We start from the raw sequence: 24,800 nt of genomic DNA, 5'->3' as shown, positions 1-24,800 counted from the left end.
TTTTATTCGTTTTCTATTGACCAAGATGTGGAACCTCCAAGTATCTTACTTTCTTTGCATTGTCTGACTTCGACCTTCTTGCTGTTCCAGGACTTGCTCATAGTTTTGCGATGCCTGTTGCGTCAGCACGATAGTATTCACCATTCCAGCGATGCGCATTTTCTTGGCATCATTGCTCAGGTTGGTATCACCCAACACTTGCGACAATCTACAGAACTCCGCATTGGTCAGTTCTCTCGTCACTTTGGTAGTGCCATTGTCCGCTTGCAACACAGCCTTTCCATTATCGCCAATACTCAACACGCACTCCTTCATAGTCGGCATCAACGGTTTCAAGTCCACCTGCCTTTTGCTTACAGCTTCTGAGATTTGCGCTTTTTGCTCTTCCTCGCTTTTACTGTCTATTTGCACAGCGAGGGCAAGCAGACTGCTATACATGGTAGTCACCAATCCCATAATAGGATCTGCACTTGACAATCCTGTGCTTGCGTCCTCGGATGAAAGCAATTTCTTCATCCAATCGTCAGGTGACAGACTCGTGTCCACTGCCGAACTATTTCCCTTGTATTTTGCCAACAGGTCATTGCCGTTATACAATGCTTGTTGCTTCAGATTGCCTTTCTGCGCTATCTCCGCCAAGTACGATGCAGGATCCACGTCCCTTGTCTTGCCGTCTGCCGATATGGTCTTCACCCCGAAATGCAGATGCTCACCTGTGGTTCGCGTTCCAGTATTGCCAGATACGCCCAATTTCTGTCCTGCTTTTACCTCGTCACCCACCTTCACGGCAATACTGTCCAAATGCATATATGTGGTCTGCACCTTGCTTCCGTCCGATCTTGCGTATTCCACTGTTACAGACTTGCCACCGCCAGTATTGGCATTGTGGCTCACAGCTACCACCTTGCCGCCATTCTCTGTAGCCAGCACAGCATCATGCTTGGCTCTGATGTCAATACCCTTATGCATCTGCTGTTTGCTTTTGTCCATAGGGTCTTGACGCATACCGAATGGAGAAGTGACAAACAAGAACTCGTCCCTTTTCACAGGGAATGAGTATTTGTCGTTGGTTGTTTGAGATGCTGTTTGCTTCTTTTCGTCATTATTGGATGTCGATACCGAAGACGATACCGTTGCTGAAGTCCTTGCATTCTGTTCTACGCCGAACTTCTTGCCCTCAGCCCTCATCTCTCGCATCACCTGTTGGTCATACTTCTGTAATCCATTGATCTCGATAATCTTTTGCAAACTGGCTGCATATCCTCCACTGGTGGCATAACCGCCTCGCTCAATGCCGTTTGTCCATCCCTTGTAATCATCGGGAGAGAGTTTGAAGCATTGGCTGTAGCGGCTGCTGTTCTTCAATATCTTGGAATGGTGCTCGTATGAGTCACCCACCGTGGCATACTTGCAGAACTTCTCATTAGGCTTGTCATCGGTATAGACAAGATAATCGCCACCGTTCTTCAACCAACTTTTCGAAGCCTTCACGCCAAAGTGGTTGTTGCCCAACTGCGACAGTTCACTCTGTCCATTACGGCTTTCTAAGATGCCTTGCGCCAAGGTGACGGAAGCAGGGATGCCATATCGCTTCATTTGTTCCATCGCCTCGACAGCATATCTTTCTGCATATTGCTGATTCTTGCTCATGTCTTTATCCTCATTATTATCGTTTCATACCGCCAGAACGCTGCTGTTCCTCAGTATTTTGCTCCTCTTGCTTCTGCTTGGGTGCCTCCAACTGGTCACAGATAGCTACTCGTTCTCCTGCTCGGATAAGCTTGGGCAGATAGGTGTCCAAGGCATGATGTGGAAAGCCAGCCATGTAGGGACCTGCTTGGGTGTTTCTCTTTGTCAATGTTATCCCCAACACTTCCGCTCCTCGCTTGGCATCCTGTTCATACATCTCATAAAAATCACCTACACGAAACAGCAGCAAAGCATCTGGATGCTTGGCTTTCAACTCCTTCCATTGCTTCATGATGGGAGAGTCCTTGGTCTCTTCCTTCTGCTTACCCTTTGTTTCTTCCTTCTTTTCCACAGTAGCGTTATTATCTCTTTGAACAGTCACATCCTTCTCTTCCCTAATATCTGTCTTTTCCTCAGAGGAAGCTTGCTTGTTCTCTTCCTCATGATATTCTCGATGCTCTTCCTCATTCTTATCGGTGGAGACTTGCGTTTCTTGCTTCACCTCGGTTTCCTCAACTTGCTTCTCAGATGCAGTCTGCTCCTGCGTCTGTCCTTTCTGCAGGATGTCAGCAAACAGGGTAGCAGCAAGATGCTTTTTGTACTCGTTCTTGTCTTCGGCAATCCACATTCGTTGCCATTGGCTTGGCGATACCACACGAGGCTGCAACTTGTCTGCGCCATCAATGGTGACTGCACACAGAATGACATCGTTCTTTGCCTTGAACACGTTCACTTTCTGTATGCGGTTCATGTCCACCTCGTTGTGCTGACCGCTGCCAAACAAGTCCACCTTCAGATCAGGCTTTGTCTCTGCCATCGCATAGTATTTCTGTGCCAGTTCCACCCTCAGGCTGTCCATCGTGTCCTGCGCTTGTTTCAATGTTGTGAAGAAGCGGTTCAGGTCTGCCTTGTCTGGATAGATGGAAAAAGCCTTCTGTCCTTCGGGCTTGATATACATCGCCCAACGCTTGTTGTCATCCTGCACCATCTGTATGCGGTCGAAGCCCACCTGCTTGCTCTGGCTCACGGCATCGCTTACGTCTATATTGGATATGTCTTCCAATTGCCAGTTCTTCAGTCTTGCAACGGTGATGTCCTTTCCTGCAAAATAGCCGTCATCAGGATGGTAGCCTAATGCACCATCGGGATTGTAGAACTTGACAGACAGAAAACCTTCCTTCTGCAAGGCATGTTCAATGCGCTGCTTGCTCATGCCCGACACCTCATTGTTCACTTCCAATGATGCTCCTGCAGGCAACACCACATCGGCACTCTTGTTTTCTTTGTCCCTTATTATCACCACAAATTTCTGTTCGCTGTCAGGATGCTTGGCTATCTCATCAGCTACAAAGTAATGCTTGGGCATCTTCGATTGCATCTCGGTGGTCTGCTGCTCGTTCTTCAAGGATGAATATTCTATTTTCTCGCCACGCTCTGCCTTGTGAATAACGTCCAAGGCATTGTTCACATCACTCTCTATGGCATCTATCAGACATGGATTTTCCTTCAATTCGCGGTTCCAGTAGTCCACCAGTCCCATATTCTCCTTGGAAATCTTGGCTGGCATACTCATTTCCATCATCTTGATGCCCGAAGCCAGTTCCACAACCAGTTTCTCTTGCTTCACGGCATCCTCCGATGGCGCAATGCCGTTTTTCATCACCATGCCCTCCCTTGCCAGTCGCTGTTGATGTCCTGTAGCACTCACCACTTGGCGCAGCATTTCCTGCACATAATCGCTATAATGCTCAAAGTTTTCTTGCTTTGGCATATACACAGCATCTTTTTCTGTGTCATAGTGTGCCACTCCGCTTCCGTCTTTGCGCACCGCCATCAGGTTTTCCTTCATCTTCTGGATGAAGTCATTTACTTGGCTACGCAATGCCTTATCTTCATTTGCACCGACATTCGCCTTCACCACATCTTCATATTTCTCCTTGTCTTTCAATGGCAGCATGGTCTGGTCAATATTGAACAGCACTCGTATTTCCCGATTATGTATGCCCTTGTACTGTGTCTGATCGGTAGCCGATAATTCCTGGTAGTCCTTTCTGCTGATGATGTCCTCTGGATTATGTCGGTTCACATACTTGTTCCACGCATACCAGTTGAACGGCACACCTCTCTCATGCGCCATCACAGACTCGTCTCGCTTCTTGGCTTCACTAAACAGCGTGTACAGATTGGTGGCATATCCGTTCTTGTCGGAGTTCAATCCCATCACGAGGGCATTGAACGGACTCACTGCCGCTCCCTTTGGGTAAAACCGTGGATATTGCTTTCCTTGCTCATTCAGCCAGACACCCTTGTTGTCGGCTGCTTTCGACAGGGCCTCGGTAATCAGTGACACTTGACGCTCTGCCGCATTCTTCTCTTGTGGACTTTTCTCTTTCATTGTATGATTGTTTTACGTTTTCTTTTATTATCTTGAACGTTGGATACCTTCTCGCAGCTCTGCGTTTTCCATCGCCTCGTTTCTCACATTTCTCACTTCTTGCTCGCCATAGTTGCGTTCTGCCATCTGTCTCATCTGGTCACTCTTGGCAAGCACGGCATTGGCAAGGGTGTTGAGTGGTAAGGCTCCTGCTTGATATGCTCCAACCACATGCTCTGGCAGTTGGATGGTGTATGGCACTCGGTCAATGGTTGCCACTAAACAGTTGCCTTGTAGCACAGGGTTGGCTATTCGGGGATTCAACGGTTCGTCTGGATAGGACTTATATTGCACTGCTTGTGCTGTTGTATTACCGTATGATACAGCATTTCCATCATTGCTTTCCCGTTTGTTTGCCAATGCTTCATGTCCTGCCTTGTTCAGCAGATTGGCACCGCCCATACCGACGAGTGTCATCTTCAGCAATGGATTTTTCACAAACATTCCTGCAAGGATGGCGGCTATCGGCATCATGTTGTCTTTCAAACCCAATGATTGCGTTTTGCCTGTGAACATACCCACAAGGATGTCGGGCAACATGGCTATCACATAGCCGAGGTTATTGCCGATGTCGCTGAAACCGTCCAGTCCGAAGTTCTTCAACAGTCCTTCCCATCCGTTGCTGTTGTCACGCTCTGGCTGTTCCTGCTGCGTAGCTTCCGATTGTTGCTGTTCTGCATCTTCTTGTAGAGCCTCTGTTTCATTTCTTTCTTTGATGATACGCTCAGCTTCTGCAACCTTGGCTGCGTCGTGCTTGGCTTTCTCTTCCAGATAGGCATCTTCCTTGCCGGGTGCCACTATCAGCGGTACATTCTTGTATTTCGGATCGTTCCGTTTCTCTTGCTCTTTTTGGAAAGGAAACTTAAAACTGTTATCTGTCCATGCCATAGGTGTAAATGCTTTTTGTGGGATATGTATCTTGTTATGGAGTTTGCTGTTGAGCGTCTTGACATAGCCATTGTCGGTGGCATTCACTTTCTTGGCTTGTGAGCGAAAACCAGTGAAGGCATTGCCGTTCTGTCCGAATACGCCCTTGCTGATGCTCAATTCCATGGCTTGCTCTTTCCGCTGTTCGCCGTTTCCCTTCTTGGAATCGAGGATATAGCCCAATGCCATGTCGCTCCCCACCAAGGTTGCCAATGACTTCCAACTACCGATACCGCCCATGGTCACGGCATCCACTACCGAGGCGGTGGCCCTTCCTGCAAACTTCTCCGTCTTGCTCGGTTTGTAGGCTTTCTCGCCACGAGCCTCTATCTCTGCCGTCAATGGTGATTTCAGGAGCTCTTCTTGCAGTCCCCAAATGCTGTTTTGTGCAGCTTTGCGCAAGATGTAGTCCATCGTTGACTTGGGCGTATTGTCCTTGACGAGCTTCCCAATCATCAGGTCTTCCATCCTTTGCACAACGTATGCGTATGCCAAGTCCTCGCCACAGGCTTTCGACAAAGCGTCATATTTGTTTCGTCCAATTTCCTTCACCACGGCATTGCGCCACTCGCCAGCAAGAAGAGCCAAGTCCTTCACGATGTTTTTGTCCTTCCATATCTTCTGGTTGCACATCTCCAAATAGTCCTCTGTGGTTTTGCTGTTCCATTTGCCTGTCTGTTTCAGCACAAAGTCTGTGTTGTCAGCATACGGATTGGCAGAAGCAAGCACTCCTGCCAAACTGCTCTGGTACCTGCCTCTTTCCTCCAGTTGCTTGTGCGTCAAGTCGTCTCGCACCTGTTTCATCACAAGTGCCAGCTTGCCGTCAAAATATTCTTGAAGGCAATACTCCAGTTCGGCAAAACGTGTCGGGTTCTTGATAGTACTCATTATAGCGTTACGTTTAGTTGACCTAATATCTGTTCTCTTGTCTGCTCGATGGCTTGGTGATACACTTCCATCTGCTTTGGAAAGTATTCCTCCAGCCAAGCGTCTTTCTCTATTCTGTCATGGATGAAGAGGATGGCTTGCTGCAGTTCTGTCTCCACGGAGCATTCTCCTTCCTCTCGGTTGTTGAACCATGCCTTTGTCCACCATCTCACTCCTGCACGGTCGGGATATACGCTCACCAACCTTGGAATGTCGAAGCTCTGCACATCGATGTCCAATTCTGCGAGAGGGTCGATGATACCACTTGTCCTTACGGCTTCGTCATGGAGTTTTTTTTTAGGACTTCGCTCAATGTGGACAGATAGATGCCATGCCGCAATGCCAGATAGTTCAAGAAATCTGCTATCAGCAGGTTCTGCACTTTACAAGCCAATGGCATGGCTCTTTGCCCGATGCCTAACGGATTGCTGATGGATGGCATAGCTTCATAGAAATAGTGTTTCGCCGCTGACAAGGTAAAGATGTTCCTTAGCGACTGCTCTGCATGTTGCGGTGTCACATACATACCTTTATACAGGTCTTCCATATACGATGGCATGAAGCGCAGCATCAATTCTTCTATCTCTTTCTGGTCTTTGTCATACTGTGTGGCTATATTCATGTCGTAGGTCTCAAACTCAGGAAAACCTGTCTTACCGGTCTGTTCCATTGCCTTCACATTGCCATATAGCATGGTCAGGAAATCAATCGGATTGATTTCCTTGCCGTCAAACTTCACCTCGAAATGCAGTCTGTCACCGCTCAATGCCACGATGTTTCCTGCCTTCACGGTTTGTCCGAAATTCACGAACACGTTGGCAAGATGGGAATAGGTCACTTCATACTTGCCGTAGCGTATCACTTGGTAGATGCCGTGTGTCGCATCATTGCCAATGCCCGATACCGTTCCGCTTGCCAAGGCAGACAGCAGATAGTGATTTGCCTCAAAGTCCAGTCCGTGATGGAAGAACACGGTTCCTGTTACAGGATGCTTCTGTTTGCCATAGCCAAGTGTCAGTTCCACATCCTTGCCTCGCTCCTCAAAGGGCATGCAAAAGCCGCTTTTTGATTGCAGCATCATTTCTTCTGTATATCTCATGTTGTTGTCGTTTTTATGTTTATCGTTTCATGCCGCCACTGCGTGTGGTCGTTTCTGCTTCGTTCACATTTCTTCCTTGACCGCCATCACCACTGACGATGTTCTTGATGTTGGAATTGTTGCCGATGAGCATCAGGCCTAGCATGGCTCCTGCTATCTTGCCAAGCCATCCGAAACGTCCGAAGGTGAGAAACGCTGCTGTCACCAGTCCTGCAAGGCTCAGTCCAGACACGTTTCCTTTCCCTAAGTTCTTGAAGAAATTGCCGAACATCTCCAGTCCGTTGCCTCCGAAGATGCCACGGAAGAAGTTGCTCATTCCGCTCCACTTGCTGTTGATGTCGCCCATGGCACCATTCACAGCATCCACAGCTTCTCCAGCCTTGTTCTTCAGTCCTTTCACGTCTTCCACAGCTTCGGATATTTTCTCCGTGGTGTCTTTTCCTACCACCACATCACTGGCTATCTCCACCATGCTCTTGTCGTTGACAAGGTTCTGCCATGCCACATATCCTGCTGCGCTGCCCACAGCGGCTGTTTTCATCGCACTTCCTGCGCCTTTTAGTGCTTGGGTGGGATGCACAGCCGTATTGCTTGCTGATTTCAGTCCTTGCTTGGCGACACTACCTGCACCTTTCAAGGCACTGCCGCCATACTTTGCTATCTTTGCCCATATACTCATAGTCGTATCTTTTTATTGTTATTTGATCTTTCCGTTTCGCTTCCATCTGTTCATGCAGTCCTTCACGATGGTTTTCTTGTCAGCCTTGTCGTGGCTACCTTCCTCTATCTCTGCCCAGATGTCCGCCATCGAGGTGTACTTCACCGCCTTGGTCAGCCGTTGCAGCTTTTTGTTCATTACCTTCAGCTTGGGGCGGATGCCGAAAACGATTTCCACTCGTTCTTTCTCGGTTATCTTGTTGCCTGACAAGCATACAAGCCTGATGTCATTTACTATCTCCACGCTGCCCATAATCAACTCCCGATAGATCTTGTTGCGCTTGGCTGACAGTGTCACAGCAAAGGCATTGCTCGGATGTTTATCCAGTTGTTTGGTGAATCCTCCCAAGTTATCCACCAGTCGGTCTATCTCGTGATAGAAGCCATATACCTGTGCAGCATACACCACGATGGAGCGGAACGAGTCCAAGTAGTTGTTGAACTCTCGTTGCAGATTGGTGGTTCCTTCCACTTCCTCTTTCAACCATATATGACCAGTGGTCTGCATCAGCATCACCTTCTCCTGGTTCTTCAACTCCTTTTCAGCCTTGTCTGTATATGCGTATATCATTCCTGCCAACACAGGGTCGTTCTGGGCTTGCACCTTGCAGACGGAAAGCAACATGATGCCAAAGCAAAATATCCATGTTCTCATACTCAAATGTTTTTATATTATTATGGTGTACTGACTTTGGCAGCTCTCTGCCACCGCCCCAATGCTTGCGTAGCAATCTCACCATTACTTCTGTCTATCATCCCTGCCGTGACATTGTTCCACACATCACTCATTGTATAGTAGCGGATGCTCAGATACAGTTTGTTGAGCTTCTTTTGGAAAGCAGATAGTTTGTCGTTTAATGCCCACAAGGTCTTGGAGCGGTCTGCTCCTGTCAGCATATTCTCTGTGCCACCATTCGCCACGGCATCGTTCAATAGATTGAAAACCGATACCAATTCCGTTGCCGTCTCGATATACAGGTTATTCATACTCATGCTTGCCACAATGCCCTGCGGATTATTGGCAATAGCTGTCTTCAACTTGGCGAGCGTGATGAAAATCTTCACGCCATCATCATACAGATGGGTACATGCTTTCAGCGAAGAGGCATAGCCGTTCACTGATTTCAAGTAGCTGTTGTATTTCTTCTCCCATTTGTGTATCTGGTTAAACTCAGCAGCCATTGTATTCTGCAACAACGCCGTCTTGGTCTGTCCGTTGATTTGCTTTTCAATCTCACTGTTGATAAGTTCATTGCCTTCTGCCAATGCCATCCATTCCAAGGGATTGGATGACACCAATTGTGCCTTGGCTTCCGATGCCGTTGCTATGCCGATAATTGCCATCAACCATATCTTACCTATTTGTAATCTCATAGATGCTCCTCCTGCGTTTGCTGGTTTCTACTCGTTCTCTGATAGTTGTTACCAAGTTTTCCTTCATCGGTACTCCGATAATGTCAAGCCTTGGTGTCGTTCTGTCTCCAGAATATATGCACACGGTTTTCAATCGGAATAGTTGCTGCATGAAAGTTTGACTTTCGTTGAAATCCACCACACGGTATAGTTCCTGATAATCTACTTCACGATGAAACACGCCATGCTCAAACACTAATTGTTCGTTACTGATGATGTACCGCATCCTGCATAGATAGACCATTCGATATGCCAAACATAGGGAAAGCAAGAGCGAGAGGACAAACACCAAAGTGGAGAGAACGGCATCATCAATACCTGCATATACAAAGCCTACGCTTATAAGCACAAGCAAGTGCAGCTCGTTGATGACGAACTGCATCCAATGGGGCTTGATGATGATGTTTCTATACCGATATGTCTGCTGCATAGTTCTCCTTTTTGATAATGACACCATGCTTCATCTGCGGAAGCCCGATGTCTGTTCCTCTTTTTCCTTCTGTTTGGCTTGCTCTTGTTGCCTCTCAGCCTCTTGCGCCTTGGCGAACTCGAAATAGTCGAAGTCTATCTCTCCTTGGTCTATCAACCGTTGGTCTCGTTTGCCAAGCAAGGCATCGTTCCAGTCTTTGTATTGTCCCAAAGGATGAAAGGCTTGCACCGTGAAGTCTGTAAATCCCATTTCCTTAGCGATTGCTTTGAAGTTCTTCACAAAGCCACGTCCTGCCTCGTCTTTGTCAAAGCCCAAATAATGGTTCGCTTTTCGGGTCTCTTCCAGCATTCCCTTTATTTGCCCCTTTGTCGGTGTACCTCCGGTCGAGACATACACGTTCTTCACTGGATTGATTTGGTACTCTGCCATAGCATCGTAGGCACTCTCGAACCATAGAATATTTGTGGCTTCTTTCAATGGCTTACCGGTCAGGTTGGCTATCCACAATCCTTCACTGCTGTTGCTTCCTTCCGCCTTGCCCTTGTATGCCTTGCCGTCCTCTCGTCTCGGTCTGCCTCGCTCTTCCAATCCAACGATGCTGTCCGGCTTGGACGGCAAGGATAGTGGAAAGGCGAGATTGGCAAAGCTCAATCCGTCATTTCGACGCTTGGTCGCCAAGAAGAAATGCTTGTGAAAGGCGAACTGGGTCCCCATGTTGATGCCTCTTTCCTTGAAATAAGGATAGTGTTTCCGTTGGGTGTCCTTTTCCCTTGGGTTGAAACGCAAGATGTCATAGTCTGACAGGTTGAAGGGCTTGGCTTCTCGCTTGGGTTCTGCCACTCTGCTTTCACGCACATCAATGGGATTATTCAACAGTCTGTTGCATACCACATTCACCAGTCTGTCCAATGACATCCCTGGCTTATAGTCGTCAAACAGTGTCGGATGCTCCTTGATGAAACCTATCACGTTGTAGTTCTTCTGCTCTGGTGGCTGAAAACAGCACTTGCCATTGCCTGTGACAATAAACTTGTCGCCTCTCACTCGCTGTCCATAACTGTCCACCTTTACATACGACGGATAGCGCAAGCCATCTCGTTTGTTCAACTGATAGCCTGCGTCCACCAGCAGCTCCTGTATGTTCAGACGCTGTAAGAAATCATTATATGTCAGTTCGTTGTTTGCCATAAGCGTATTCCGTTATAGTCCTTTCCCAATGTGAGGATGCAATACTTCTTGGTTCATGGCAGCCTCAAAGTTTCTCGCCGCCACATCCATTGGCGTATCTACTCCTGGCTTGAAGTAGGGACGAGGTGGCGCAGGTGCTGCACCATGATGGTGGTCAACTATCACTACAGGTGCGCCATGTGGACGATGTAGCTCACTGCCTACTTCGGCAGCAACACCCAATCCTGCTAACAGTGCAGCTCCAATCTTGGTTCCCAAACTGGTGCGGTCTTTCATATCAACCTCACCGAATATCTTGGAAAAAAGTTTCATGCGATGGTAGTCATCCACTGCCATGAACTTGTCATACTGCTTCTGCGTTATCTCGTGGCTTACTCGCTCACCGTTGATGATGGCTGTCATGCGGAATTTGCCTTCTTGCTCCGCTGGCTCCACTCGTATCTCACCAACAGTTACTTCTCTGCCATGCATGACTTCACGGAACCACCCCTTGCTCTCGTCCAAGTCCTGCCCATCCACAATACCTACTTTATTGTTCATAGGTTCTTGCTGCACTTGCAGTGGCTCAACGGTAGATTGCAACTGCATCCTGCCGTCCAACTCCTGTTGCACCTCTGGACGCAAACCGATATGGATGCGCTCCTTGCTGTTGAGCATATCCATCGTTATCTTGTCGGTGAAATCGTCCTTGATGACATTATTCAATATATCCAGTCGTTTGGCTACAGATACTTGCTTGACAGAATTGTTGGTCAATGCCTTCAATTCATCGTCGGTCAAGTCATACACCATATCACTTTTGGTGCTTTCTGATTGGATGGTGAGTGTCTTTGCCTTCTCATCGATGATGATACCGTGTGAAGACAGGCATTCCTGCCATTGATCGTTGGAGAAATATACAGGTGAGCTTATCAGTTCCTTGTAGGGTTTGGCTGGCTCTTTGCTTCTTGGACGTGTCTCTACAGGTGTCATCACGGCTTGCAGGTTTTGTAATACATCTGCTTGTGATGCTACTTGTTGCTGTCCTTTATAGTAAAAGCCATAGCCTCCAGAGGTTAGCTCTCCTGGTTTCAGCCTTCTGTCTGGTCTTTCCGCTACCATTGGTGCTCCTGCATAGAACATCTGTCCTCCGACTCTGCGTAGATGATAGCCGTCCTGCATTCTCGGTGTCCAACCTAAAAACTCTGGACTCCATCCTAACCGTCCGTATTCTCCAGTACCAATCCTATATCCATGCAGTCCCATAGCCACTCTTCCATTGGCATTTCTTGCATGGGCAAGGTTTCTCGGCATATAGAAGTCTTTGCCGATGATGCTGGTAAAGACATTGTACGCCTTCTTGTTGGCAGAGTTGGTTCCCCAATCGGTCAATGCCAACATCTGTTTCTCGGTGAGGTTATAGGTCAGCAGTGGGGAGTCATGTCCCTGTACCACTAACTGATAACCGTCACCGTTGGCTATGATATGGGCTTGCATGCCATTGCGCATCAAGATGTCACGCATCTCTGGCTGCAAGTCCATCTGTCTTGGATTCAAGTTCTTTCTTATCGCCATAGCATGATTGTATTAAGCGTTCTCTTTTTCCATTCCTTGCTCTAACAGTTCGTCTTTGTACTTCACAAACTGTTCCGCACTCTCGTTGCCGATGCACAGGGCGTGTTCCTTGCAGTATTCCTCATACTCGTTCTGCCATTCCTCACTGAAATGGTTCACATAATCAAGCCAACCATATTCGCCGCTCTGCATCTTCTCTACGAGAATGTCTTCTGTATAATAAGGTCCTTTTCTCATTTCTTCCCTAAGTTTGATGTTTCACTTTACTTTCTTGCAACGACAGAAGCATGTCTTCCTGCTGCTTTTTTCTGCTCATTCCACAGTTCTTCGGTATATTCCTCCTCTGGAACATAGTCAAGATTACCGTCATCATCCATTACCCAACAGCCATAGATGCCGAAGGTGTATTTGTCCCACTCTCGCTTGCCCTCCTTGCGCCACTGTTCACCATCACCGTTGGCGAAGCGGATGCCAGTATCACTCTTCAGGTCGATGCCTACGGTCACAGGCTCGTCTTCTACGGCAAATGTCAGTGCCTCGCCATTTTGGATGCTCTTTAGTTCTGTTCCTCCAAGACAGAGTTCGTCAGATAGCACCTGCAAGTTTCTACCAATCACTGGTGTCGGCACTGCCATAACCTGATTGGTCTCTCTGTCAATCTGTACAAAAGCCTTGACATGTGTGCCATCTGGTATATCCACATCTGCCACCACAGCCTTGCCCTGCTTCAACAGTTCCTGCTGCTCCTTGGTGAATTTGTCCAATGGGGCATACTTCAACACAGGATAGAACATCACATCCACGTTTCCATCTGCCATTCTTACCAAGGCGAATCGGGTTCTGCTCTTGATACTGTAACCCTCGTTTACTTCCATGCTCACAGGCAATACTGGCGATGGACGACCATTGCTGATGTCATCCAAGGCATGCATCGGCAGGTCTTCTATCATCTCATGGGTAAGACCGAACTTTGCAAGTGTCTGATACGGCACTTCGCTTTCTTCAAATGAGTTTCTTTTCATATTCTGATTATATTTTGAATGATACTTTGCATATAGCCATGCAAAGACAATGCAAACGAGCGCAATGAAAGTTTACTTTCTTATTGCCGAGTGCAGTTTGTCTTATGCAAAGATAGCCCAAGAGTAATGAATACAAGAAAGCCTACGTTCTTCTGCCCAATCTTTTCCATTTTATTATGATTATATCATCATTTCATACTCTCAATCATACTTTAATCTTATTTTATGTTATACTTTTACTGCATCGTGTATCACTCTTGATTTCTTTCCCTAACTTTGCACTATGAATAGGAAAATAATGGCATTATGGGCAATAAGTTGTCTGGCGGTATCGAGTGCGAAGGCGCAGTTCAATACCGTCAGCGATAACGCATGCCGTTACAAAGTCAAGAAAGTGGAGGAGATGTTTCTGCCTCCTGCAAATAATCAGGTAGATTTCGTCACGGCAAATCTGCCACAACAGGAAACAGATTCTGTGGATAACAAACAAAAACAGTGGACAAGTAGCTATCCAAGCTTCACTTATCCACTGAAATCAATCAAAGTCACCAGTCCTTATGGCTATCGTCGTGACCCTTTTACAGGTAAACTATCATGGCACAACGGTTTGGATCTTCGTGCGAAGAACGAACCTGCCTATGCTATGATGGATGGTATTGTCGAAAAGGTAGGGTATGACAATCGTTCTGGTAACTATGTTACATTGCGGCATGGCAATTACCACGTCAGCTATTGTCATTTGTCTTCTATCATAGTTCGTAAAGGAGAATATGTTTATCCCGGTATCATTGTTGGAGTCACTGGCAATACCGGTCGTAGTACTGGCAGTCATCTCCACCTTACATGCAAAAAGGGTGGCAGGAGTATCAATCCTACCATCCTTTTGAAAATTATTGAGAGTATATAACTTTTAAGAACGAAAAAACTTTTTTATCATTGTTGTACAATAAACCACGTATATATATGTGATAGATGGTATTTATTTTATGTAATCCATATAAATATGTAGTGCAGAAAAATTTTCTGTAGAAAGTAAAGACAGCAAAGAAAATAGTATGGTTAAAATAATTCCTATCATTGATAGGGTTAATGATTGTGTGTTGCGGTTGTTCTCTTCAGTTAACTTATTTTTTGTGATTATTATAGAATCTGCAATAATCGAGAGATGGCGAATAACAGCCTCTTGCTTTGATACGTCTAATTTTTTGGAAGAATTATGTAAAAACATGAGGGAATCTCGTTCCTTTCCTGTAACATTCATAAGATACTCAACGTCCTTTTCTTCTTCCAATATGGGCTTGACAATAGAGTAAACCTTTTGGCAACGCTCTTTTATTATCTGAGACAAATCTTGATTGTTTATTGATTCTATGCACACTTCGCAAATAACATTCAATAAATCTATAAATGTGTCTTTTTTACTTGTATAGTTTGTATAGAATCTGAATAAATCATTTCTTGTATTGTATCGTCCTTGATAGATGGCGATTATTAAATTTTGAGGTTTGTCTAATTCTTTATTCTGTGTTTTTTCATTCGAGTTTTTCGATGAAAAAGGAAATATATAGATGAAACATATGATGAAAGAAACAAAAATCGCAAGCCCAAATGCATTTATATAGGAAATCACATTAGGTTTTGTTCTTGCTAGTGTTGTGTATAAAAATAAAAACAACATTGAAATTAATATTGTTATACAAGATCTTACTATATTAGGCTGAGTATTAAAACACCAGGTTATCATAACGGAAAATATAAAAATGCCAATCCACGAACAAACAGTATATCCCAATAGAAATAAATTTACTATTCCCAATGTTTGTAAAACTGTAAATACAACAAAAGCAGCAAATGCGATAATTATCGCATTTGCAAGTGTTATGGTTCTTTCTTTTTTTATTTTATTTAATATATCGAATTTCGGTAACAGCATGGTATGTCCTTAATTTTTTTCGTATATTATTAGCTCATTTTTTGTTTGCCTAAAATAATAAGGCTATTTCTGCAAGATAGTTATTTTCTTTACTTCTCCTAAACATCCAACCTCTATCTCGCCAATTCTTTTTTGGGAGGTATTATTTTTTGTAGACTCTACGACAATCTCATCATAATTATTTCTTGAAACGATTACCCATTTAGGAAATGCAAGCAATTCCCAATCTCTATTACAAGTTATTTTTACTTTTTTATATTCACCACCTTTACTTTTAAATGAAAGGAACTTATCACTTAAAGATATTGTAGTACAAATTGTATTAGGCAATGATGAAAGTGAATCGTTAAGTGCCTCAGATTTCTTGCACAAATCTACTATAGACGACCATTCTGGTATCATTTTCTTTATTTCAGAAATTAATTTTTTGAAGTCTCCTATAATATTAGTTCTTTTATTATAACACTCTACAGACGTTGATAATTTATCACCGCAATACAAACGAAGTATAGTGTTTTCATCTGTTAAATCATAATTATAAGGTTCTACTTTTTTAAGCCTGTAATTATTGACAGTTTCCTTTAGCTTTTCAAATGAAGATTCATGATATTCGAAAGTACTTCTATATAGAATGGTATCTATATTATAGACTTTTATCTCTATCGTTTTTTTTGTAAATATAATCATATAAGATTGAGATATCGAATTGTCTATAATTTCCAAAGTAAGTTTTGTAGTAGATGAATCACATTTTACGGAATCAACGGCTGGAGCATTATTGTGATTCTGCAGATGAGTCCTTGCTACATCAAGTATCTGGTTACGATTCAATTTGTTTTGTCCCAAACAGTTAATAGACATAATAAAGCAATATACAAGTACTAACCATTTGATTCTTTTGCGATATTTCATATATAGCTGTGTCATTATTTAAGATAATTTATACTAGTTGGTTGTATTTGTAACTACTCAGCACCCCTATAGAAAACTTCTCGTTAATAAAGCATAAACTTGATTTTGCTTATTTTCTTCATCATTACAAACTTTTTAATGATTGAGTCGATGAGGACGTAGGCTGTTTAAAACAGTTCATTTAACGAGTTCTTTTCCGATGATGCCTCCAACATGTCTCCTTTGTCTATTATCGCCTTTCAACAGATTATCTGCCAGGAGATGCGTTTTTGCATTCCCCGTAAGTCAAAAGTCTGCGTTAATGGATGTAAATCGTGATTTTGCCATGTGGAGAAAAATGCTTATCTTTGCACCAAAAAAATGGCAAGCGACTGTACTGACATAGATGTTGTTTTGCGCCAGATAAACCAGCGTCTGCGCAAACTTGAGAAGTCCGACTCCGAGAAGACTGAGGAGATCGGACGCCTCAACCGTGTCATTAACCAGAAGGACGTGGAGATACATAATCTAAAGACAGAACTTGCTTCCACAAAGGCAGAACTTGCCGTTGCTAAAGAGCGCATCAAGGAACTCGAGGGAGCTGATGACGATACATCAAGTACACCAGGAAAGCCCGAGAAAAACAGCAGTAACAGCAGTATCCCTCCATCCCAAGAAAGTATCGCTTCCCGTGAGCTGCGCAGGACAAAGTCTCTTCGCAAGCCAAGCGGAAAGCCGAGCGGTGGACAGCCTGGCCACAAGGGTCACACACTGCAGACTATAGCAGAACCAGACGTAATTGTAAAGCACGAACCAGTCTATTGTAAATGCTGTGGTCGGCTCTTGATTGATATACCATGCCAGAAGATCCGTAAGACACAAATTGTTGATATCAAGGTGGTCGTAGAGACCTGCGAGGAACAGTATTACGAGAAGGTCTGTGAATGCGGTTGCGTAAACAACTGCGAAGCTCCCAACTGTCGTATCAAGTATGGTGACAACCTCCGTGCACTGGTGACATACCTTAATGTAGTGCAGTGTATTCCGTTCAAAAGGATTGCAGAACTTATATCCGACCTGTCCGGCCAGAATATAAGTGAGGGTACAGTGCAGAACATACTCAAAGAGAATAGCGGCAAGGCAGACTGTGCATATGAGGAAATACGCAAGAGGCTGGAAACAGCGTCTGTCGTAGGAGCCGATGAAACTGGTGCTACGGTAGGAAAGCATCTGCATTGGAACTGGATATTCCAGAACGACCTGCTTACATACGTGTTCCAGTCAGAATCGCGAGGTCAGAAGGCCATAGATTCCAGGTTTCCAAAGGGACTTCCCTATTCGACACTTGTGACTGACAGACATCAGAGCTACTTCAAGATGAATGTTAAGGACCATCAGGTCTGCCTGGCTCATCTTCTTAGGAATGCAGAGTATCTGAACGAACTGGATCCAAACCAGAACTGGTCACGGAGATTCATCCATCTGATAGAACACTCTATAAATCTCAGAAGAGAGGACAACATTACCTCTAGAAAGATAAAGGTACTGAAGACAAAGATGAAGAACCTCTTGGGTGAAAGCCTCACGCATTTAGATAACGAGTTTGAGAAATTCAAGAGGGGTATCCTTAAAGTCAAAGACTACCTATTTACCTTTCTCTCCAATCCAAGTGTGCCTTACGAGAACAATGCCAGTGAGCGGGGAGTTAGGAAAATCAAGATAAAGCAGAAAGTCAGCGGTTGCTTCCGAACAGACAGCGGTGCCGATGATTTTGCCAAGTTGCACTCCATTGCTGAAACTGCTATGAAGAACGGAAATTCTAAATTCAATGCAATTCTTGCTGTAGTACAACAGTAAGACGATTACTCATGCCCATAGGGGTGCTGAGTAGTTACGAGAAGATTACCTATATATTTCCTCGTTGACGTATCAGAGTCAATGGTAGGAGAGCCAATCCAGCAAGTGCAGGATGGTATGAGAATGATAGTTCAAGAATTGCGTACCGATCCGTATGCTCTTGAAACTGCATATATATCAGTGATAGCTTTTGCTGGTAAAGCAAAAAGTGTAGCGCCTTTGACGGAATTGTATAAATTCTATCCTCCAACGTTTCCTATTGGTGGAGGTACGTCTTTAGGTGCTGCTCTTAACTTTTTGATGGATGATATGGACAAGTCGTTAGTGAAGACAACCTTGGAGAAAAAAGGTGATTGGAAACCAATCATTTTCCTCTTTACAGATGGAACTCCTACAGATGATCCAACTCCTGCTTTCATTCGTTGGAATCAGAAGTATCGTCATTCTGCTAATATTGTAGCAATATCTATCGGTGATAATGCGAATACGCAGTTGCTGGGACAAATATCAGATAATGTGCTTCGTTTGAATAATACTGATGAAATTTCGTTCAAGTCATTCTTCAAATGGGTTACTGCTTCCATCAAGGCAACAAGCGTTTCTGTGACGGATATGGGTGATGATGAAGTAAAGTTGGCACCTACATCTGGTATAAATCTTGAAAAGGTAGATACTTCTAAGCCTTGTATCATAGATGAGAATTTTGTAGTGTTGGTAGGCAAATGCTCCAATACCAAGAAAACTTATCTCGTAAAATATGCAAAACGAATGGCAGAGTACAAGGACATGGATTACGGAAACCTTGGCTTATTGAAGAATGAGTTTAAGTTGGTTGGTGCTTATCCTATAGATGAAGAAACATATAATAGCTTGTCTGATGGAAATTCTAACCAGAGTATCAATACTACAGCTTTGCGTGGTGTACCAACCTGTCCTTGTTGTGGCGCACAATTAGGTGTAGTGGTCTGTGAATGTGGTAATATTATGTGTTCAGACGGAAATACGACAGCTTGCCCTTGGTGTGGTATGGAAGGCTCTTTGGGTGAAATTGCTGCAGGTGGAACTGATATAACAAGAGGAAGAGGATAAAGCTATGAATGTAGAAAAGATAATAGATATAGTTTGTCAAGGGAAGAACGACGAGAAGGTGGAAGACTTCTTGAAGTTCCTTTCAGACAAATTGTGGAATCAATATAAAGAACATCTGATGGACAATATTTTAGTTGCAGAAAATAAAGTAAAGTCTTTAGCATTTTCGATACCGAATGCTAAAGAAGGAAAGGAATATTCACAGACAGTGAACGTTCCTGATGAAAATATGGTGCTTGTTGATGTAAACGGCATATCAGAAGAAATGCATGGCTTAACAATAACTGTGGCAGAGGATGGACATAGTTTTACAATTTGTGGTTTGCCAACATTGGAGCCATTGCGTAATGGCGGTACAACAACGGCAGAATCAACATTTGAACTGACGCTATGCTATAAATATAAAGGTATATTTTTGCCAGAAGATAGACCCGTCTTAGAACGTAAGATTCCTTTTGTCATCAATCAAGACCCACGTAAATTGTGGAAGAATTTACCTGTGGATTGGGAAAATATGCCTGAACCACAGTATCAGAATGAAGATGTACAATGTGAATATGTGAAGGTTGAGGCTTTGAATGATGGAGCTCCTCAAAAGGATATTGTAGCAGCCAGCAAGCGTGGTCGTTCTCATGCCCAAGAAGCAAAACCTCGTGATGACCATTTCAAAATGGCTCATCTTGAAAATGGCTGGTATATTATGGCTGTTGCTGATGGAGCTGGTTCTGCCAAATATTCTCGTGAGGGTTCTCGAATAGCTTGTGAGACTGTAATAAAACATTGTGAAGAAGAATTAGCTAAATGTCAAAGTTTTGAAGATAATATCAACTTATGGCATTTGGATCAAGGCTCTGTTGAAGCAGGAAAACTCATAAGTGCAGATATATATCGTATTGTTGGAAATGCCGCATTAAAAGCTCATAGAGCTATCAATGAAGAAGCAAAACTTCAGCAAATACCTTCTAAGGCTTATGCTACAACATTGTTACTGGCAATTTGTAAGAAATTTGACTTTGGGTGGTTTGTGGCTTCGTTTTGGGTTGGAGATGGCGCGATGTGCTTATATGATCAAGAAAGTCATACTTCATCGTTGTTGGGGGACCCTGATGAGGGAGAATATGCAGGGCAAACTCGTTTCTTGACTATGACAGATATTTTTAGTGACCCTAAAGAGTTCTATGGACGTTTGAAATGCAAAATCGTCCCAGATTTTACCGCTTTGTTCTTAATGACTGATGGTGTGAGTGACCCAAAGTTTGAAACAGACGCAAACTTGAATAATCCTGATAAATGGGATGCACTTTGGAATGATTTAAAGGAAAAAGGGGTGGATCTGTCTGATGATAATGAAGCAGCCAAAGAACAACTTCTTAACTGGCTAGACTTCTGGTCACCAGGTAACCATGATGATAGAACGATTGCAATATTGTATTAGAAAAGTATATTATGGCAAACAAAGTAATATTAAAGGCATCTGATGGCACAACCGTTGAGTTTTATGATGAAATCAAAGCTCAAGGTGGTGTCAAGGATGTTTATTTTTCAATAGACAAGACATACGTTGTCGCTTTTTATCGAAAGACTCTTTCACCAAGTGATAAAAATCGTTTGGAAAATATTGTAGGCCCTTACCATAAACGAATATTTGAGACTGTAGAGGGTAAATATTGGAAAGACTATTTAATTATGCCAGATCGACTTGTTGAATGGAATGGAAAGATCGGTGTGGTCTTACCCTTTTATCCAAGTAAGTATTTCTTTAAAGGTGGGCCCTTTGATGGTAAGGAAAAAGAAGGTAAATGGTTTGCATCTGCAAAATTGAGAAATCGTTTTGTCCCAGCAGACCAAAAGGGTACTTGGCTTTCTGATTTACACATGTGTTTAAAACTAGCTCGTGCTGTCAGAAGGTTGCATGCTGCCGGTCTTGCTCATTCTGATTTATCGTATAAAAATGTGCTTGTAGATCCTATTTCTGGTAATTCTTGTATTATTGATGCTGATGAATTGGTTGTTCCTGGAAAATATGATGCAGGAGTTTTAGGTACACCTGATTTTATAGCACCTGAGGTTATGGAAACCAAAGGCTTGAAGATTGGCGATCCTAATAAAAAACTTCCGAGTATCGCAACAGACCGTCATGCTTTAGCTGTGCTCATATATATGTACTTGCTAAATCGTCATCCTCTGCGAGGTGGCAAAGTATGGGATATAGATCCTGCAAAAGATGAAGAGTTGTCGATGGGAGAAAAGGCTTTATTTATAGAGCATCCGACAGATAAGACAAATCGTGTCAAACCTAAAGATCTAGATAAGAGTCAGTTGCCACAAGGTGACCCTACAAAACTACCATATACAATTTGTGGTCCGTATTTGAAAAAGTTATTTGATAGAGCTTTTATAGATGGACTTCATAATCCTTCTGCTCGTCCAAGTGCTGCCGAATGGGAAGATGCTTTGGTTAAAACTTGTGATCTGGTTCAACCTTGTCAAAATCCGAAATGTGAGGCGCATTGGTATGTCTTTGACAATACTACCAAGCCAAGATGTCCTTTCTGTGGAACAGAATATAAAGGGCAATTGCCTATTCTCAATTTCTATTATGCACCTTCTCACGGAAAGTATATGTCTGAGAATTACAGATTGATGGTGTATGATAAGCAGACTTTGTATAAGTGGCATTCTAATCGTCTTGTTTCTGCAAATGAGAAAACGACAGATGAGGATAAAAAACCTGTAGGTGACTTCCATTTCTTTAATAATCAATGGATTCTCATTAATCGCCGTTTGCCAGATATGTATGATGCGACGGATAAAAAGCCTATTGGTATTGGGGAATATGTGCCTTTGACAGATGGTAGGCAGATTTTGCTTGATAAAAGTCAAGGAGGTAGATTAATAGTTGTTCAACTTGTAAAGAATTAAAATTATGGCTATAGATTTGAATAAAACAGAAGAAACAGTAGAATGTCGATTGAAGATAACTGAAGAAATGAAAGAAAATCTTCTGAAAGCAACCAAATGGATAAAATTTATAAATATAGTAGGATGTATCTCTATGGGCTTTTTAGCCATTGTTGGTATTATAGCTATCTTTTGGGGATTTATGGATGGCTATCGAGGAACAGGAAGTTGTATTCCTATGGGTATAATTTATATAATATTAGCTGCTATTTATTATCCTGTTTTAAAGAGAATTTTTTCTTTCATCAATCAAGCTCGTTCAGCTTGCAGGTATGATGATAACAAAGAATTAAACGATATGTTTGATAGTCTGAGATATGTTTCGAAATATTTTGGAATAATTTGTCTTGTCTTTTTGGGAATTTATGCATTTGCTATTATTGTTGCAATAATGGCTACAGTATTCTGATGATATATGAATATTTACGTAATCCGCAACAATCATCGCTTTGGTCCATACGATGAGAAAACTTTACTTTCGTATGTGAACAATGGACAGGTGTTAAAACAAGACAAGGCTATTGCCGATGGTGATAGCCTTGAACGGACGGTTGGCTTTTATTTGAAACAAGCTAACCTAAAGAGTCATGTCCCAAACAAAGGAAATGTATTAGCACAGTTGTCTGCGATAGGTTCGGAGTTAATATTCCCGAAAGCCAAGTTGTTTTCCAAGCAATTCCTTTCAGATCAGCGATTCTTAATCTTGGCTTTAGTGGGATTGTTGCCAATGATTATCATGACCATACCATTAGGAGGATTTTTCATTTTTTATGAGGTCTCATTGTACTTCTCAATAATTTGGGGCTTGTTCTTCTATGCTTGTTTCAAAACTCATCAGGTCAAGTTGAAGACAACTTTGAATGTATTCTTTTTGACTCAACTTTGTGTGTTTGTTGCATGGGATTTGTTAGGATTACCTAAAGTCAATCCTTTCTATGCTTTTACAGGTGTGCATTTTCCTTTTCCTGACTTTGACAAAATGTGTACCTATAAAATAACATATCCTAATTTTCAGGCATTTAGCAAAAATAATCTCTGTAAATGGGTGACGCAACGACTATTTTTTGTATCTTTGCACCATGTTTGTACGTAAGAAGAAGCACCGCAGTGGGCATATCGGAGTGCTTGTGGTGGACAAGAGCAATGGCAAGTTCCGTGAAATCAAGAGTTTCGGTGTTGCGAAGACAGATGCCGAAGCGGATGCTCTGTGCCTAGAAGCGAACAAATGGATAAGAACTTATGGTGGACAGCAAGAGATTAACTTCACAGAACCAGACATCAAGCAAAACGAAGAGGAAGAGACAGAACGAGTACTGTCTAACATAGACTCCCTGCTTCTAAATGGACACCAAATTATCCTAAACCAAGTATATGACAGCATAGGTTTCAACCAAATTCAAGATTCCATACTTCGCCATTTGGTTATCGCTCGCATCTCTCAACCCATGAGCAAACACGCAACAGTAGATTACCTGAAGTCATACTTTGATGAAGATGTCGAGTTGTATAAGCTTTATCGCTACATGGACAAGTTGTACTATACCCAAAAAGAAGAGGTACAACGCATCAGTGTAGAGCACACCAAGCGCATACTCGGTGGACATGTAGGTCTGATGTTCTATGATGTGACCACACTGTATTTTGAGACCAGTAGAACAGATGTGCTGCGAGAGTCTGGTTTTTCAAAGGATGGCAAGACATCAGAGTCGCAGATAGTGCTAGGCCTCTTGGTCAGCCGTGATGGCTATCCTCTGTCGTATTGTATTTTCAATGGAAGCCAATACGAGGGATACACCATGCTACCTATCATAGATGATTTCATACAACGCTTCTTTCTGGACGATTTTGTAGTGGTGGCTGATGCAGGGCTCATGAGTAAGCGCAATGTAAAGTTACTGGAGGATGCAGGATACAAATATATAATAGGTGCTCGTATTCATACAGAGTCTGAGCAGATAAAAGAATGGATCTTGCAGCAAGACAAGATGCCTGGAAAATTTCACGAATACAGATATGGTGACAATGCAAGATTGATCCTCGGCTATTCCGAAGAACGAGCAAAGAAGGATGCACATAATCGTGATAAGGGAGTGGCAAGGCTCAAGAAGGCATATGCAAATGGAAAAATCACAAAAGCCTCCGTAAATAAGCGTGGCTATAATAAATTCTTGGAAATCAGCAAAGACATAGATGTAGTTATCAGCGAAGACAAAATCAAGGAAGATTCACAGTGGGATGGCTTGAAAGGTTATATAACCAATACTTCCATCACACCAAAGGAAGTTGTCGAACAATACCACGGTCTATGGGTCGTGGAACGAGCCTTTCGTGTAACCAAAGGGAACTTGGAGGCACGCCCCATCTTTCATTTCACAGAGAAAAGAATAGAGGCACATATCTGCATATGCTTCATTGCATACAAGGTGTATAAAGAACTGGAGCGTATCTTAAAAATTGCCAAGATAAACAAAAGTGTAGATTCAGTTTTGAAAATTGCTAAGACCATAGCTACTATCAGAATCAACATGCCGAATAATGGGAAGGTCAGGCAAGAAACATTGCTGCTGACTCCTGCCCAACACTCTATCAAGCCCTTGTTTGATGTTCAAAAGATACTAGACGGGGGCAAAAGTGACGATTCTGCCCCCGAAAAATAGAAAAATCCAAGA

General features: G+C 43.3%; 23 protein-coding genes. 8 read left to right on the top strand and 15 right to left on the bottom strand.

The features are described from left to right. Window positions 1-45 precede the first annotated feature (45 nt). Genes KUA46_RS10850 through KUA46_RS10790 form a run of 13 tightly spaced genes read right to left on the bottom strand, consistent with a single transcriptional unit; the run spans window position 46 to window position 13,400 of the window. Window positions 46-1,650: a glucosaminidase domain-containing protein gene (locus KUA46_RS10850; protein WP_022121733.1), complete on the bottom strand. Its 1,605-nt coding sequence runs from the start codon at window positions 1,648-1,650 to the stop codon at window positions 46-48. Window positions 1,651-1,666: 16 nt separating this feature from the next. After that, a complete protein-coding gene (locus tag KUA46_RS10845; RefSeq protein ID WP_022121734.1) occupies window positions 1,667-4,084 on the bottom strand; it encodes a zincin-like metallopeptidase domain-containing protein in 2,418 nt (805 codons plus the stop codon). A 27-nt stretch (window positions 4,085-4,111) separates the two neighbouring features. Continuing rightward, window positions 4,112-5,938, bottom strand: a complete 1,827-nt coding sequence (locus KUA46_RS10840) for a hypothetical protein (protein WP_022121735.1) — start codon at window positions 5,936-5,938, stop codon at window positions 4,112-4,114. Beyond that, the gene (locus KUA46_RS10835) at window positions 5,938-6,237 is read right to left on the bottom strand and encodes a hypothetical protein (RefSeq protein ID WP_217317129.1); all 300 of its coding nucleotides are present in this window, start codon (window positions 6,235-6,237) and stop codon (window positions 5,938-5,940) included. Before KUA46_RS10835 ends, KUA46_RS10840 begins: the two co-directional genes overlap by 1 nt. Before the next feature lie 11 nt (window positions 6,238-6,248). Then, complete coding sequence (locus tag KUA46_RS10830) at window positions 6,249-7,076, bottom strand: M23 family metallopeptidase (RefSeq protein ID WP_153137221.1); 828 nt, start codon at window positions 7,074-7,076, stop codon at window positions 6,249-6,251. Window positions 7,077-7,095: 19 nt separating this feature from the next. After that, the gene (locus KUA46_RS10825; RefSeq protein WP_022121737.1) at window positions 7,096-7,755 is read right to left on the bottom strand and encodes a hypothetical protein; all 660 of its coding nucleotides are present in this window, start codon (window positions 7,753-7,755) and stop codon (window positions 7,096-7,098) included. Between the two features lie 18 nt (window positions 7,756-7,773). Then, the gene (locus KUA46_RS10820) at window positions 7,774-8,448 is read right to left on the bottom strand and encodes a hypothetical protein (RefSeq protein ID WP_218487613.1); all 675 of its coding nucleotides are present in this window, start codon (window positions 8,446-8,448) and stop codon (window positions 7,774-7,776) included. Between the two features lie 20 nt (window positions 8,449-8,468). Then, window positions 8,469-9,167: a hypothetical protein gene (locus KUA46_RS10815; RefSeq protein WP_071122634.1), complete on the bottom strand. Its 699-nt coding sequence runs from the start codon at window positions 9,165-9,167 to the stop codon at window positions 8,469-8,471. Beyond that, entirely contained in the window at window positions 9,148-9,636 is a 489-nt protein-coding gene (locus KUA46_RS10810; protein ID WP_071122635.1) for a PH domain-containing protein, read from the bottom strand. Before KUA46_RS10810 ends, KUA46_RS10815 begins: the two co-directional genes overlap by 20 nt. A 30-nt stretch (window positions 9,637-9,666) precedes the next feature. Next, window positions 9,667-10,824 carry a toprim domain-containing protein gene (locus KUA46_RS10805; RefSeq protein ID WP_217313241.1) on the bottom strand — a complete coding sequence of 386 codons (1,158 nt, stop codon included), beginning with the start codon at window positions 10,822-10,824 and terminating at the stop codon, window positions 9,667-9,669. 12 nt (window positions 10,825-10,836) lie between these two features. After that, on the bottom strand, window positions 10,837-12,378 hold the full coding sequence (locus tag KUA46_RS10800) for a hypothetical protein (protein WP_071122637.1): 1,542 nt from the start codon (window positions 12,376-12,378) through the stop codon (window positions 10,837-10,839). A 12-nt stretch (window positions 12,379-12,390) separates the two neighbouring features. After that, window positions 12,391-12,615 (bottom strand): hypothetical protein, encoded by a 225-nt coding sequence (locus KUA46_RS10795; RefSeq protein WP_071122638.1) that lies wholly within the window; start codon window positions 12,613-12,615, stop codon window positions 12,391-12,393. Window positions 12,616-12,641: 26 nt separating this feature from the next. Next, window positions 12,642-13,400 (bottom strand): DUF4099 domain-containing protein, encoded by a 759-nt coding sequence (locus KUA46_RS10790; protein ID WP_071122639.1) that lies wholly within the window; start codon window positions 13,398-13,400, stop codon window positions 12,642-12,644. Window positions 13,401-13,683: 283 nt separating this feature from the next. Between KUA46_RS10790 and KUA46_RS10785 the strand changes: the two genes are divergently transcribed. Next, window positions 13,684-14,307 (top strand): M23 family metallopeptidase, encoded by a 624-nt coding sequence (locus tag KUA46_RS10785; protein ID WP_071122640.1) that lies wholly within the window; start codon window positions 13,684-13,686, stop codon window positions 14,305-14,307. Window positions 14,308-14,379: 72 nt separating this feature from the next. Here KUA46_RS10785 and KUA46_RS10780 read toward each other — a convergent pair whose 3' ends face one another. Next, window positions 14,380-15,333, bottom strand: a complete 954-nt coding sequence (locus KUA46_RS10780; protein WP_071122641.1) for a hypothetical protein — start codon at window positions 15,331-15,333, stop codon at window positions 14,380-14,382. A 63-nt stretch (window positions 15,334-15,396) separates the two neighbouring features. Further along, a complete protein-coding gene (locus tag KUA46_RS10775; protein WP_218487612.1) occupies window positions 15,397-16,164 on the bottom strand; it encodes a BACON domain-containing protein in 768 nt (255 codons plus the stop codon). A 441-nt stretch (window positions 16,165-16,605) separates the two neighbouring features. On the opposite strand from KUA46_RS10775, the gene tnpC reads away from it, so the two are divergent. From tnpC to KUA46_RS10740, 7 genes are read left to right on the top strand one after another with little or no spacing between them, the layout of a single operon-like run. Beyond that, window positions 16,606-18,081, top strand: coding sequence for an IS66 family transposase (tnpC, locus tag KUA46_RS10770; protein WP_434725783.1), 1,476 nt, complete (start codon window positions 16,606-16,608; stop codon window positions 18,079-18,081). 51 nt (window positions 18,082-18,132) lie between these two features. Then, a complete protein-coding gene (locus tag KUA46_RS10765) occupies window positions 18,133-19,170 on the top strand; it encodes a TerY-C metal binding domain-containing protein (RefSeq protein ID WP_334650144.1) in 1,038 nt (345 codons plus the stop codon). 4 nt (window positions 19,171-19,174) lie between these two features. Continuing rightward, window positions 19,175-20,605, top strand: coding sequence for a PP2C family serine/threonine-protein phosphatase (locus tag KUA46_RS10760; protein ID WP_218487964.1), 1,431 nt, complete (start codon window positions 19,175-19,177; stop codon window positions 20,603-20,605). An 11-nt stretch (window positions 20,606-20,616) separates the two neighbouring features. Further along, complete coding sequence (locus KUA46_RS10755; protein WP_218487963.1) at window positions 20,617-22,092, top strand: helix-hairpin-helix domain-containing protein; 1,476 nt, start codon at window positions 20,617-20,619, stop codon at window positions 22,090-22,092. Window positions 22,093-22,096: 4 nt separating this feature from the next. Further along, window positions 22,097-22,540, top strand: a complete 444-nt coding sequence (locus tag KUA46_RS10750) for a hypothetical protein (RefSeq protein ID WP_218487962.1) — start codon at window positions 22,097-22,099, stop codon at window positions 22,538-22,540. 6 nt (window positions 22,541-22,546) lie between these two features. After that, window positions 22,547-23,224, top strand: coding sequence for a hypothetical protein (locus KUA46_RS10745; RefSeq protein WP_434725793.1), 678 nt, complete (start codon window positions 22,547-22,549; stop codon window positions 23,222-23,224). After that, on the top strand, window positions 23,211-24,788 hold the full coding sequence (locus tag KUA46_RS10740) for an IS1634 family transposase (RefSeq protein WP_218487981.1): 1,578 nt from the start codon (window positions 23,211-23,213) through the stop codon (window positions 24,786-24,788). The genes KUA46_RS10745 and KUA46_RS10740 overlap by 14 nt, the downstream gene beginning before the upstream one ends. Window positions 24,789-24,800 lie beyond the last annotated feature (12 nt).

The sequence above is a fragment of the Segatella copri genome (genome assembly GCF_019249765.2).
Lineage (GTDB): Bacteria > Bacteroidota > Bacteroidia > Bacteroidales > Bacteroidaceae > Prevotella > Prevotella copri_K.
The sequence above is the reverse complement of the archived record's forward strand: the minus strand, read 5'-3'. Positions and strand labels throughout refer to the sequence as shown.

Excerpts from the sequence above, each read along its gene's own strand:
- KUA46_RS10850 (WP_022121733.1), bottom strand. The coding sequence starts at position 1,650 with ATGAGCAAGAATCAGCAATATGCAGAAAGATATGCTGTCGAGGCGATG.
- KUA46_RS10845 (WP_022121734.1), bottom strand. The coding sequence starts at position 4,084 with ATGAAAGAGAAAAGTCCACAAGAGAAGAATGCGGCAGAGCGTCAAGTG.
- KUA46_RS10840 (WP_022121735.1), bottom strand. The coding sequence starts at position 5,938 with ATGAGTACTATCAAGAACCCGACACGTTTTGCCGAACTGGAGTATTGC.
- KUA46_RS10830 (WP_153137221.1), bottom strand. The coding sequence starts at position 7,076 with ATGAGATATACAGAAGAAATGATGCTGCAATCAAAAAGCGGCTTTTGC.
- KUA46_RS10825 (WP_022121737.1), bottom strand. The coding sequence starts at position 7,755 with ATGAGTATATGGGCAAAGATAGCAAAGTATGGCGGCAGTGCCTTGAAA.
- KUA46_RS10820 (WP_218487613.1), bottom strand. The coding sequence starts at position 8,448 with ATGAGAACATGGATATTTTGCTTTGGCATCATGTTGCTTTCCGTCTGC.
- KUA46_RS10815 (WP_071122634.1), bottom strand. The coding sequence starts at position 9,167 with ATGAGATTACAAATAGGTAAGATATGGTTGATGGCAATTATCGGCATA.
- KUA46_RS10810 (WP_071122635.1), bottom strand. The coding sequence starts at position 9,636 with ATGCAGCAGACATATCGGTATAGAAACATCATCATCAAGCCCCATTGG.
- KUA46_RS10805 (WP_217313241.1), bottom strand. The coding sequence starts at position 10,824 with ATGGCAAACAACGAACTGACATATAATGATTTCTTACAGCGTCTGAAC.
- KUA46_RS10800 (WP_071122637.1), bottom strand. The coding sequence starts at position 12,378 with ATGGCGATAAGAAAGAACTTGAATCCAAGACAGATGGACTTGCAGCCA.
- KUA46_RS10795 (WP_071122638.1), bottom strand. The coding sequence starts at position 12,615 with ATGAGAAAAGGACCTTATTATACAGAAGACATTCTCGTAGAGAAGATG.
- KUA46_RS10790 (WP_071122639.1), bottom strand. The coding sequence starts at position 13,400 with ATGAAAAGAAACTCATTTGAAGAAAGCGAAGTGCCGTATCAGACACTT.
- KUA46_RS10785 (WP_071122640.1), top strand. The coding sequence starts at position 13,684 with ATGAATAGGAAAATAATGGCATTATGGGCAATAAGTTGTCTGGCGGTA.
- KUA46_RS10780 (WP_071122641.1), bottom strand. The coding sequence starts at position 15,333 with ATGCTGTTACCGAAATTCGATATATTAAATAAAATAAAAAAAGAAAGA.
- tnpC (WP_434725783.1), top strand. The coding sequence starts at position 16,606 with ATGGCAAGCGACTGTACTGACATAGATGTTGTTTTGCGCCAGATAAAC.
- KUA46_RS10760 (WP_218487964.1), top strand. The coding sequence starts at position 19,175 with ATGAATGTAGAAAAGATAATAGATATAGTTTGTCAAGGGAAGAACGAC.
- KUA46_RS10755 (WP_218487963.1), top strand. The coding sequence starts at position 20,617 with ATGGCAAACAAAGTAATATTAAAGGCATCTGATGGCACAACCGTTGAG.
- KUA46_RS10750 (WP_218487962.1), top strand. The coding sequence starts at position 22,097 with ATGGCTATAGATTTGAATAAAACAGAAGAAACAGTAGAATGTCGATTG.
- KUA46_RS10745 (WP_434725793.1), top strand. The coding sequence starts at position 22,547 with ATGAATATTTACGTAATCCGCAACAATCATCGCTTTGGTCCATACGAT.
- KUA46_RS10740 (WP_218487981.1), top strand. The coding sequence starts at position 23,211 with ATGTTTGTACGTAAGAAGAAGCACCGCAGTGGGCATATCGGAGTGCTT.